General features: G+C 62.9%; 12 protein-coding genes. 3 read left to right on the top strand and 9 right to left on the bottom strand.

Annotation, left to right across the window (positions count from 1 at the left end; translation table 11 throughout):
• A partial coding sequence (locus tag K0F86_RS25700) for an HAD-IC family P-type ATPase (RefSeq protein WP_257572369.1) occupies positions 1-1,564 on the bottom strand: 1,564 nt, incomplete at its 3' end.
• 97 nt (positions 1,565-1,661) lie between these two features.
• On the opposite strand from K0F86_RS25700, the gene cadR reads away from it, so the two are divergent.
• A complete protein-coding gene (cadR, locus tag K0F86_RS25695) occupies positions 1,662-2,093 on the top strand; it encodes a Cd(II)/Pb(II)-responsive transcriptional regulator (RefSeq protein ID WP_034787498.1) in 432 nt (143 codons plus the stop codon).
• A gap of 12 nt (positions 2,094-2,105) precedes the next feature.
• Positions 2,106-3,146: a hypothetical protein gene (locus K0F86_RS25690; protein ID WP_219136962.1), complete on the top strand. Its 1,041-nt coding sequence runs from the start codon at positions 2,106-2,108 to the stop codon at positions 3,144-3,146.
• On the opposite strand, the gene K0F86_RS25685 is transcribed toward K0F86_RS25690, so the two are convergent.
• The 7 genes from K0F86_RS25685 to K0F86_RS25655 all read right to left on the bottom strand — a co-directional run bounded on the left by K0F86_RS25685 (position 3,143) and on the right by K0F86_RS25655 (position 8,091).
• Positions 3,143-4,693, bottom strand: a complete 1,551-nt coding sequence (locus K0F86_RS25685; RefSeq protein WP_257572368.1) for a methyl-accepting chemotaxis protein — start codon at positions 4,691-4,693, stop codon at positions 3,143-3,145. The two genes, K0F86_RS25690 and K0F86_RS25685, sit on opposite strands and share 4 nt — an antisense overlap.
• 60 nt (positions 4,694-4,753) lie before the next feature.
• On the bottom strand, positions 4,754-5,221 hold the full coding sequence (locus tag K0F86_RS25680; RefSeq protein ID WP_257572367.1) for a cache domain-containing protein: 468 nt from the start codon (positions 5,219-5,221) through the stop codon (positions 4,754-4,756).
• 227 nt (positions 5,222-5,448) lie between these two features.
• Positions 5,449-5,880, bottom strand: coding sequence for a hypothetical protein (locus tag K0F86_RS25675; RefSeq protein ID WP_219136961.1), 432 nt, complete (start codon positions 5,878-5,880; stop codon positions 5,449-5,451).
• A gap of 34 nt (positions 5,881-5,914) precedes the next feature.
• Positions 5,915-6,280, bottom strand: coding sequence for a hypothetical protein (locus K0F86_RS25670; protein WP_219136960.1), 366 nt, complete (start codon positions 6,278-6,280; stop codon positions 5,915-5,917).
• 113 nt (positions 6,281-6,393) lie between these two features.
• A complete protein-coding gene (locus tag K0F86_RS25665; RefSeq protein WP_219136959.1) occupies positions 6,394-6,945 on the bottom strand; it encodes a DUF4142 domain-containing protein in 552 nt (183 codons plus the stop codon).
• Between the two features lie 99 nt (positions 6,946-7,044).
• Entirely contained in the window at positions 7,045-7,695 is a 651-nt protein-coding gene (locus K0F86_RS25660; RefSeq protein ID WP_219136958.1) for an SMI1/KNR4 family protein, read from the bottom strand.
• Positions 7,696-7,698: 3 nt separating this feature from the next.
• A complete protein-coding gene (locus tag K0F86_RS25655; protein WP_219136957.1) occupies positions 7,699-8,091 on the bottom strand; it encodes a MerR family transcriptional regulator in 393 nt (130 codons plus the stop codon).
• Between the two features lie 189 nt (positions 8,092-8,280).
• Between K0F86_RS25655 and K0F86_RS25650 the strand changes: the two genes are divergently transcribed.
• Positions 8,281-9,072, top strand: coding sequence for an SDR family oxidoreductase (locus K0F86_RS25650; protein WP_219136956.1), 792 nt, complete (start codon positions 8,281-8,283; stop codon positions 9,070-9,072).
• A gap of 6 nt (positions 9,073-9,078) precedes the next feature.
• On the opposite strand, the gene K0F86_RS25645 is transcribed toward K0F86_RS25650, so the two are convergent.
• Positions 9,079-10,359: an NRAMP family divalent metal transporter gene (locus tag K0F86_RS25645; RefSeq protein ID WP_219136955.1), complete on the bottom strand. Its 1,281-nt coding sequence runs from the start codon at positions 10,357-10,359 to the stop codon at positions 9,079-9,081.
• Positions 10,360-10,397 lie beyond the last annotated feature (38 nt).

Genomic DNA, 10,397 nt, shown 5'->3' with positions numbered 1-10,397 from the left:
GCAGGGCGGCAAACTGGCTCACGGGCAGGTGGCTGCTGGCGGGCGGACCCGCCTTGACGATGGCGGCGGCCAGCGGGTGGGCGGAATTGGCGTCCAGGCTGGCGGCCAGCAGCAGGATGGCGTCGCGGTCGTTGCCTGCCAATGCCACCACATCCGTCACGGCCGGTTTGCCCATGGTCAAGGTGCCCGTCTTGTCGACGGCGATGGCTTTGATCCGATAACCGGTTTCCAGGAATTGCCCGCCTTTCACTAAAATACCGCGCCGCGCGGCCGCCGTCAGGCCGCTGACCACCGTGACGGGCGTGGAAATGACCAGCGCGCACGGGCAGGCGATCACCAGCATCACCAAGGCCTTGTAGATCCAGGCCATGAAGGGCTGGCCCAACAGCAAGGGCGGCAGCACGGCCACCAGAATGGCAAACACGACCACGGCGGGCGTGTAGTAGCGGGCGAAATTGTCGACAAAGCGCTGTGTGGGCGCCTGTTTGCCCTGGGTCTCCTCGATCACCTTGACGATCTTCGCCAGCGTGCTGTTGCCGCTGTTGGCTGTCACGGTGACGTCGAGCAAGCCCCGTTCATTGATGGTGCCCGCATACACGACGTCGCCCACGGCCTTGTCCACCGGCATGCTTTCACCGGTGATCGGCGCCTGGTTGACGGACGACTCGCCGCTTTGCACGATGCCGTCGAGCGCGATGCGCTCGCCCGGTTTCACGCGCATCAAGGTGCCGATGGCCACCGTGGCCACGCTGACCTGGTTCCAGGCGCCGCTGGCGTCGGCGACCGTGGCCGTGTCGGGCGCCAGCTGCATCAGGCTTTGCACGGCGTTGCGCGCGCGGTTCAGCGACAAGCCTTCGATCAGCTCGGCGATGGCGAACAGGAAGATGACCATGGCCGCTTCCGGCCACTGGCCAATGGCGATGGCGCCGAAAACCGCCAGGCTCATCAGGAAATTGATGTTCAAGGTGAACGTTTTCAGGGCGATCCAGCCCTTTTTCAGGGTCGGCCAGCCGCCCGTGGCAATCGACAGCAGGGCCAGGGCGATGACCAGGGGCGAACTGTCTGCGTGCGTGGTCCACGCCAGCGCCTCGGCGCCCGCCGCGGCCAGGCCGGAGACCACCAGCAAGCCTTTTTGCAGGCCGGACAGATTGCCTTCGTTCGGATCGCGCGCGACGACGGCGTCCGCTTCCATGGGAATCGCCTGCATGCCGATGCCGTGCAGGGCCGCTTCCACCGTGGCCAGTGTAGGCAGGGTGTGATGCACGTCGAGCACGCGGTTCATCAGGTTGAAATCGAGGCCCACGACACCCGCCATATTGGCCAGCTTGTTGCGGATCAGCCGTTCTTCCGTGGGGCAATCCATGTTGGCGATGCGGTATTTGGCCGTGCTCGCGCCGGCGATGGGGGCGCTGGGCAGGCCTGGCGTGGACGAGCATGCATGCTGGCTGGAACAGCAGCCGGCCACCGTGGGCGCCGGGCTGGGTTCGTGCTCATGATCGTGGTCGTGCTTATGATCGTGCTCATGATCGTGCTCATGCGCGTGGTTATGGCTATCGTGTGGCATCGCATCATCCTTCTGGATTGGTGTATGCTTCCATTAGAAACCCTGTAGCCGCTACAGGGTCAAGCGAATTTGCAAGAAAGAATGAAAAGGGGATGCCATGCGTATCGGAGAACTGGCCAAACGGACAGATTGTGACGTGGAAACTGTGCGTTACTATGAAAAGGCGGGCTTGCTGCAGGAGCCGGGGCGCAACAGTGCCGGCTACCGCGAATACCGCGAAGAACACCAGGAACGGCTGCAATTCATCCGTCATTGCCGCTCCTTGCAGATCGGCCTGACCGATATCCGCGCCTTGCTGGAATTTAAGAACAATCCGGCCGAAGGTTGTCAGAGCGTCAATGAGCTGCTCGACCACCATATCCTGCGCATCGCCGAGCAAATGGCGAACCTGCAAACCCTGCAGCAGCAACTGGTGACCCTGCGCCACCAGTGCGACCAGCCGCAGCCGTCGCAAGACTGCGCGATTCTGCAAAACCTGTCCGAGGCGGCCAGCGGCCACGACTGCGCCTGCCATACCGAACTTCATTGATACGATTGCTACATGCTGAAACTGTTGCCTAAAAAAACTTTACTCACCTTGTCCCTGCTGTCGCCGCTGAGCCATGCGGCCAATGCACCAGCCGCCGGCCATTACCTGACCCTGTACGCCGTGCCCGGCGTGCCGCAAGACGATGATCCGTATACCTGGAGCACGGCTGGCGGCAAGCAGCTGACAAAAGGCGTGACCAAGGCGGACGGCCGCGCCTATCTCAAGGCAGAAGAGGGCGAAGAGACGTATGTCCTGGAAACGGTCAGCATGCGCTGGACGTTCACGGTGCCGGCTCGCTGCTGGCAAGAAGCGCCTGCCGCCTTCCAGTCATGCCTGAAACTCAAGCAAAGCGGCAGCCAATACGATATCAGACAGGATGCGGAAAAACTGGCTAGAGAGAAAGATCAACAGGCCAAGGCGGTAGCCTACGAGCTGGCGGTCCGGGCCAACGACGATGCGCTTGCCTGGCTGGGCAAATTGCCGCCGCAGTGGTCCGTGCAAGAACACGCCAGGCGCCTGCTGTCCATCGGCGACAAGATGGAGCGGCATATCGCCAGCGGCTTGCGGCAAGGCGGCCCCGATGCGCGCCAGTTTGTCTGCAAGGCGCCCACGGCTTACGGCGCATTGCCGCAGCAGCAAGCCGTGCTGGCCTATCAGCTGCAGCCGCGGCCCGTGTTGCACGCCGGTGCCGCCTGGGACCAGCTGCTTTCGGCTGCCGCACAGGGCAACTGGATGGCGCGCCTGGAAGTGTATGAGGCGCTGGCGGAGCGCAAGGTGAGCGAACTGAGCTATGTGGAGCAGGCGCGCCTGGTGCAATTGATGCAATGGCTGCACCAACGCGAAATCGCCGGCCTGTACAGCTTTTTCAGTGCCCGTACCATCGGCGATGGTGCCATGCAAGACCGCGTGGCGCGCCTGGCCGCCATGCAGGGCAGCGTTGCCGACCAGAGCGTCGTTGGGACGCTGCTGCAGCACGAGGACGATCCGGCACTGGTGGCGGCAGGCAAGCGGATGCTCGACTGCGCGGCAGCGGCCATGCAGTCACCGCGCTAGCGCGGCAGCAGCGGGGGGCCGCCGTCGCCCAGGCGGAAGGCATCGACCACGCGCAATAAATCATGCGCCTGGTCCTGCATGCTTTGCGCGGCGGCGGCCGATTGCTCGACGAGGGCGGCATTGCGCTGGGTCAATTCATCCATTTCCGTGATGGCATTGTTGACTTCCTCGATGCCCTTGCTCTGGCGCTGGCTGGCCGCCGTGATATCGTTCATGATTTCCGTCACCTGCTGCACGGAAGCGACAATATCGCCCATGGTGCGCCCGGCGCTGTCGGCCAGCTCGCTGCCCGTTTCTATCCTGGCAACGGAATCCTCGATCAGCTGCTTGATTTCGCGCGCCGCCGTGGCCGAGCGCTGCGCCAGGCCCCGCACTTCGGTGGCGACGACGGCAAAGCCGCGCCCCTGTTCGCCCGCGCGTGCCGCTTCCACGGCCGCGTTCAAGGCGAGGATATTGGTCTGGAAGGCAATGCCGTCGATGACGGCGATGATGTCGACGATACGCCCGGAACTGGCCTTGATCGAACCCATCGTTTCGACCACCTGGCCCACCACGCGGCCGCCTTCCAGCGCCACGTTCGAGGTCGACAGCACCATCTGGTTGGCCTGGTGCGCATGGCTGGCGTTTTCGCGCACGGTATCGGTCAGGGCGTGCATCGAGGTCGCCGTTTCTTGCAAGGAATGGGCTTGCGACTCCGTGCGGGCCGACAAGTCCGCATTGCCGAGTGCGATTTCACTCGCTTCCACCGTGATGGTGGAGCCCGCCTGGCGTATCTCGCCCAATAAGGTGTTCCAGTTTTTCAAGACCGTGGCCAGCGCGCGCGACAGCTTGCCCACCTCGTCGTCCCCTTGGGCGTCGATGCGCATGGTCAGGTCGCCGGCGGCCAGCGACTCGGCGGCGCGGCAAGCCTCGTCGATGGGGCGCACGACGGAACGGGCCACCCAGGTGGCGATCAGGGCCAGCAAGGCAAAGCCGATGGCCATGGTGCCCAGCGACAGCCAGCCGGCGCGCTGGCCCGCGGTTTTTGTTTCCTGCAGCGCGTCGACGGTGCGGTGGTCGAGGTTGAGCAACACCTGGCGCAGCTGCCCGCGCACTTGCTGGTAGTGCGTAGCGGCATTTTGCATCGCCGCCACGCCCGTATTCGGGTCCATCGACGCCAGGTCCAGCGCCTGCGCCACGCTGGCGCGGTAGCGTTCGAGGCCCGGCAGGGCCTGGGCCGCTTCCGTGGCGGCGCCCGAGAATTTCTGCAGTTCCTTCAATCCTTGCGCAATGGCATTAAGCTGGCCATCCGTTTGCGCGCCGAATTGCTTGAACTGCTCGTCCGTCAGGCTGGCGGCGATGGCGATCTTCGCATACACATCGGCGTGTACCTGGCCCAGGGCAATAGCTTGCTGATTGGCAAGCCGTTCGGCCGTCAGGGTGACGTCTTTCAGTTCGCGCATGCGCTGCTCGTTCTGCTGCATGGCGAAGTAGGAGAAGGCCCCCATGGCCAGCAGGCAAGCCAGCGCGACCAGCGGGACGATCAACATCTTCTGTGCGATTTTCATCGGAATCCATATCGTCAAGAGAGCGAAAAACCATCCCGGCGCTGGCGGCGCGGCGGCCGGCTACAGGTAAATGCCACCGCAGACGACGGTGTCGGCCAGTTTTTCGCAGTACATGGCCTTCGGTTCGATCTTCTTGTTTTCCGGATTCGTGAATTTGTATTCCTGCCAGAACTTGCCCTTGCTCTTGGCCAGGTCGACTCTTTCCTTGACGAAGGCCTTGCCGTCGATATCCTTGAGTTCAATCAGGTTCTTGCCCACCATTTTCGGGTTGGCGCCATGCGCGACCACCGTGCCGTCGAGTTTATACACGACCAGGTACAGGTCATGCAGGATGAATTGCGGCGCCTTGGCCGTGATCTCGCCATACGCCTTGGCGTCGCCGGCACTCTTGATGTAGCTCACGCCTTTCTTGACCATGGCTTCGGCGTCGGCGCGCGTGGCGCCGCCGTCGGCCGCGCTGGCGATGGAAGGCAAGGTGGCGGCGGCAAGCATGAGCGACAGGCAAATGGCAGGGGCGAACTTGGACATGAGAATCTCCTTCACATTGCGGCAGGGAAAGCCGGCAGAGAACCGGTGCGGTGGGGGGAGTGCTGACGGTTCATGGTAGCGCGATGCCAGCGGGCATGCGCTGGTGCAACAGATTTTTTTTGAATGGGGTGTTTTTGCAACATCGCGTGCACGTTGCCGCCATGGGATTTTCAGAGGGGAAAGGCCGCTGCCGGCTATCGATACACTAGTGTGGCATGCGCGCCGCGCTACCAGCTGGCAGGGTCTTCCGCCGCCGCGCGCGCCAGGTCGTCGGCCCAATCCTGTTGCGCCAGCCGGTAGATATCGGCGAAAAAGGCGCGCGGGTCGGCCATTTCATCCCACAAGGCGGGCAGGGCGTGCGTGCTTTCGGGATCATGCTCAAGGATGGCCTGGAAATCGTAGCCGGGGTCGTGCAGCGCCTGCGCCAGCACGGCCACCAGCGCATGGCGGTGGCGGTAGCTGAGTTCCTTGTATTGCGACGTGATGTCGCGCCGTATCAGCGCCGCGCGCTGCAGCGGGTCGTTCATGTCCCAGGTGTCCAGTTCCACGCCCAGGGTGTGTTCGCGGTCATACACGTCGAAGGGACCGAGGAAGTGGTACAGCGTAGGTTCATACGGCAGGTCGACCCAGGGGCCGCGCAGTCCATTTTGTTTTTGCACAATGACTCCCCGTTCACGCGCATTCAGGCAAGGTCTAGCCCTCGTAGCCCATGTCCGTCGGATAGATGGCGCGGGACTGGTTCTGGCCCCAGTGCGCATGGTCGAGAATGCCGTCTTCATGCATGTCCAGCACCCATTCCGTGCTTTCCAGCAAGGAGCCATCCTTGTGGTAGACGCGGAAGAAGGTAGAAGTGCTGAGCGCGCGCACGATATTGTGCGGCACACCGTTGCCATAATGGGGCACATAGGTCTTGATCACGCACGTGCGCTGGTCGTTCCATTGCTGGGCATACACGCTGGCATTGCGGGCCGCGCTCACCTTGATGAAGAGCCAGCCTGCCAGCACGATGGCGAACAGGAGGGCGACGGCGATCAGGCCGGTTTTCTTGAGTAGCTGCATGAGGTCATGGCGGGGCCGAAAACGAAGTTGCCGCATTGTATGCCAAGAGCGGAAATGCTTGCCGTACAGCATGTACAGCAAGCATTTACCCGTTTATTACCGTGTATGGCCGTCTACTTCGCCAGGGACGCGTGCAGGGCATTGGCCATGTCCAGGTGATGTTGCAGTGCTGGCAATGTTTTCGCGGCAAAGGCTTTGATGTCGGGATCGCTGGCCTTCTGGCTCGCATCCGTAAACAATTTCACGGCCTCCTTGTGCGCGGCCACGCCGATGCTGGCCGCATATTCCTTGTCGAACTGCTGGCCTTCCAGTCGGCTCAGCTTGTCGATCTGCGTCTGGTGCTTCGCGCCGGGCTGGTCGCTGACTTCGATCTGCTTGCTGCTGGCCAGCTGTTTCAGTTCCTCAGCCACTTTCGCGTGGTCCGTGACCATGGCGTCGGCGAATTTCTTCACCTCGGGATTGCTGCTCTTGCTTTGCGCCACTTTGCTGGCGGCAATTTCCGTGCTGCCCGCGTCGGCAGCCTTGCTGAGGAATTGCTTGTCGTACGCGCCCGGTGCGGCAGCAGCGATGCTGTTGATGGCAATGCCGCTCAACAGGGCCACGGCGGCGCCGATGGCCACGCTCTTCAGGGAGGGGGTACGGGAACTGGTGGTGGAGATGCGCATGGGATTCCTTTCGGGTATGGTTTTTTCTACAAGCTGATGGCAATGTTAAGCCGTCAGCCTGCGCACACCCATAGGACAGGCGCGGCCATGCCCGTAGGACTAATCCTGTTCGCTAGCGCACAGTTCAACTTGTTTAAGAGCAAACAGGGCGGCGATGCCGGCATCGCGGCGCCAGGCGGGCATGCCGATATCGAGCCATTCCGACATCGCGTCCAGGTGGGATGGCTCCGAGACGCTGTGTTCGAGTTCTTCGAGCACCGTGTCACGGTCGATATACAGGCTGTCCAGCCAGGCATCGAACGATGGCGCCAGTTCGATGAAACCGTGGGCGCGCTTGCCGGTCCACTCCGGCAACTCCTGCACATAGGCCAGCACACGGCCGCCGCCTTCTTCCGTCAAATCCAGGTAGACCATGGAATTGCCGCCATCGCGGGCGAAGGGCAGGATGCGCACCGGCATGTCCGTATGCTTGCGAGCGGCGCGGATTTCGCCTACCAGCGTTTCATCGCAGAAATCGCCTTCGTCGGCGCTGAAGAAGGTGTTGAACCCCATTTTTTCCACTCCGCCATTACCATCAGGCACATCCGTGGTGTAGTCGAACCAGGCACCGTTGGCGACTTGTAAAAAAGCCAGGAAGGCGGGCGGCAGCGGCGCTTCCAGCAAGGTTTCGATGGCGGCGATCTGCTGCGCGGTGGGGGCAGGCTTGGCACCCTCGAGCGCCAGGTGACGGTACTGCGTGTAATAAGTCATTGATTATCCTTGTAAATTTATTGCGACCGCCATGCCGTCCTCGCAGCCCGTCTCCACCTTGGCCAGCGCGTCGACGAGGCCTGCGCGCAGCACGGCCATCGAACGGGCCTTGTCGTCGATCTGGGCAATTTTCGTTTCCAGCATGACCCGCTTGGTTGCCGCATCGAGCGCGTTTTCCTGCCAGACTGCAATGACTTCGGCGATTTCCTTCAAGGTAAAACCCAGCGCCTTGGCGTGGCCGATCAGCTCGATGCGTCGCAAGGCTTGCGCCGAGTATTCCTTGTAATTGTTCGTCATGCCCGGCTGCGGGGCTTCGTCCAGCAGCCCCTGGCGCTCGTAGAAGCGCACCGTGTCCTTGCTGACGCCCGTCAGGCGGGTGATTTCTCCGATGCGCATATTTTTTTGACTTTCTACTAATTTGTGGAACGCGAAAAATGTGCAGGGCAAGGCGTATTGGCGCAGACAGTACGCTAGTACGGCAAGCCAATGCAACGCAGCCATGCGCAGTTTTTTGCGTTCCACGCTTGACCGTGGACTAAAGACCACAGTTTACAGTGAAATTCTCTCCACTACGATTCAATTGCCATGACCGCCTTCAACTATACCAATCAAACCGTGCTGATCACGGGCGCCTCGTCCGGCATCGGCCGCGTCTTTGCGGAAACTTTGGCCGCGCGCGGCGCGCATTTGCTGTTGCTGGCCCGCTCGGGCGCCGTGCTCGACAGCCTGGCCAAGGAACTTTCCCAACGCCACGGCATCCGCGCGCACGCGCTGGTGGCCGACCTGAGCCTGCCCGGCGCCGCTGCACTAGCCCATGCACAGGCCTGCGCGCTGGGCATGCCGCCCGACGTACTGATCAATAACGCGGGGTTCGCCACGCATGGCAGGTTCGAGACCATCGCTCTCGCGCGCCAGGCGGCCGAGGTGGCCGTCAATTGCACGGCCCTCATGGAACTGACGCATTGCGCCTTGCCACACATGCTGGCGCAAGGACGGGGCGCCATCATCAACGTGGCGTCCACGGCGGCCCTGCAGCCTGATCCCTACATGGCGGTCTACGGTGCCAGCAAGGCTTTCGTGCTGTCGTTTTCGGAAGCGCTGTGGGCGGAAAACCGCAACCGCGGCGTGCGCGTGCTGGCCGTGTGCCCGGGCGCCACGGAAACGGCTTTCTTCGACGTGGTGGCCGCGCCCGAAGCGGCCGTGGGCAAGCGCATGGCGCCGCAAGCCGTCGTCGATGAAGCGCTGCGGGCGCTGGACCGGGGCCGCAGCAGCCATGTGGCGGGCCGGCCCAACCGCTTGCTGGCCTGGCTGCCGCGCTTGCTGCCGCGCCAGACCGTGCTGGGCATCGTGGAAGGCATGCTCAAGCCACGGACTTGATGCTCGTCAAAACGCCATCGTGGCGAACATGGCCAGCACGGCCGTCGCCATGACAATGGTCGACAGCCAGCCCAGCGCCCGCAGGCGGCGCGAAATGGTCAAGGTGCCCATGATGGCGGGGCGCGAGGCCATCACCATCATCAGGGCCATGATGGGCACGGAAATGACGCCGTTGATGACGGCGCTCCAGTACAGGGCCTTGATGGGGTCGAGCGGCGAAAAGCACAGGGCGGCGCCGATCACGGTGGCCGTGACGATGATGCCGTAAAACTTCTTGGCCGCCCTGGGCGCCAGTTCCAGACTGTTTTTCCAGTGGAAGGCGCCCGCCATGGCGTAGGCGGCCGAGCCGGCCAGCACGGGAATGGCCAGCAAGCCCGTGCCGATGATGCCCAGGCTGAACAGGGCAAACGCGAACTCGCCCGCGATAGGGCGCAGGGCGGAAGCGGCCTGGGCGGACGTGTCGATATGCGTGATGCCTTGCGCGCCCAGGGTCACGGCCGTCGTCAGCATGATGAAGAAGGCCACCAGATTGGAAAAACCCATGCCGATGGCCGTGTCCATCTTGATGCGCTGGAATTGCCGTGGCGCCTGCTCGGGCGTGCGGCGCAAGGCTTGCGCGCTGGAATCGGCCTGCAAGTCTTCCACTTCCTGTGAGGCTTGCCAGAAAAACAGGTAGGGGCTGATCGTCGTGCCGAACACGGCCACGATCATGGTCACCGAGGCGGCCGACCAGGCGAACCGGGGCCAGACGGTGCGCAGCGCCACTTCGCCCCAGGGAATGTGTACGGTGAGCACGGTGGCCACATAGGCCAGCAAGCCCAGGGTCAGCCATTTCAGGATGCGCACGTACTTCTGATAGGGGATAAACACTTGCAGCAGCAGCGACAGCAAACCAAAGCCCACGGCGTACAGGTGCGTGGGACCGCCGATGATCAGGGTCAGGGCGTCGCCCATGGCGGCCACGTCGGCGGCGATATTGATGACATTGGCCAGCAGCAGCAAGCCGACGATGGCGTACAACAAAGAGCGGGGATAGTGGCGGCGGATATTCGTCGCCAGCCCATGGCCGCTGACCCGGCCTATCTTGGCGCTGATGACCTGGATGCCGAGCATCAGCGGGAAGGTCAGGCACACGGTCCACAACATGCCGAAGCCGAACTGGGCGCCTGCCTGCGAATACGTGGCGATGCCGCTGGGGTCGTCGTCGGCCGCGCCCGTGATCAGGCCTGGCCCCAGCTTGCCCAGCCAGGTGTCGGATGGGGCTGCCGGGCCGCTGTCGGTCTGCATGCGTCGCTCCTGTGTGATGGAGCGAGCAGCGTATCACA

It is taken from the genome of Janthinobacterium sp. UMAB-60, assembly GCF_900095235.1.
Lineage (GTDB): Bacteria > Pseudomonadota > Gammaproteobacteria > Burkholderiales > Burkholderiaceae_D > Janthinobacterium.
The sequence above is the reverse complement of the archived record's forward strand: the minus strand, read 5'-3'. Positions and strand labels throughout refer to the sequence as shown.

Bases quoted from the DNA above. Each gene is read 5' to 3' on its own strand.
- K0F86_RS25670 (WP_219136960.1), bottom strand. From the start codon at position 6,280: ATGCAGCTACTCAAGAAAACCGGCCTGATCGCCGTCGCCCTCCTGTTC.
- K0F86_RS25645 (WP_219136955.1), bottom strand. From the start codon at position 10,359: ATGCAGACCGACAGCGGCCCGGCAGCCCCATCCGACACCTGGCTGGGC.
- K0F86_RS25660 (WP_219136958.1), bottom strand. From the start codon at position 7,695: ATGACTTATTACACGCAGTACCGTCACCTGGCGCTCGAGGGTGCCAAG.
- K0F86_RS25655 (WP_219136957.1), bottom strand. From the start codon at position 8,091: ATGCGCATCGGAGAAATCACCCGCCTGACGGGCGTCAGCAAGGACACG.
- cadR (WP_034787498.1), top strand. From the start codon at position 1,662: ATGCGTATCGGAGAACTGGCCAAACGGACAGATTGTGACGTGGAAACT.
- K0F86_RS25690 (WP_219136962.1), top strand. From the start codon at position 2,106: ATGCTGAAACTGTTGCCTAAAAAAACTTTACTCACCTTGTCCCTGCTG.
- K0F86_RS25650 (WP_219136956.1), top strand. From the start codon at position 8,281: ATGACCGCCTTCAACTATACCAATCAAACCGTGCTGATCACGGGCGCC.
- K0F86_RS25680 (WP_257572367.1), bottom strand. From the start codon at position 5,221: ATGTCCAAGTTCGCCCCTGCCATTTGCCTGTCGCTCATGCTTGCCGCC.
- K0F86_RS25685 (WP_257572368.1), bottom strand. From the start codon at position 4,693: ATGAAAATCGCACAGAAGATGTTGATCGTCCCGCTGGTCGCGCTGGCT.
- K0F86_RS25665 (WP_219136959.1), bottom strand. From the start codon at position 6,945: ATGCGCATCTCCACCACCAGTTCCCGTACCCCCTCCCTGAAGAGCGTG.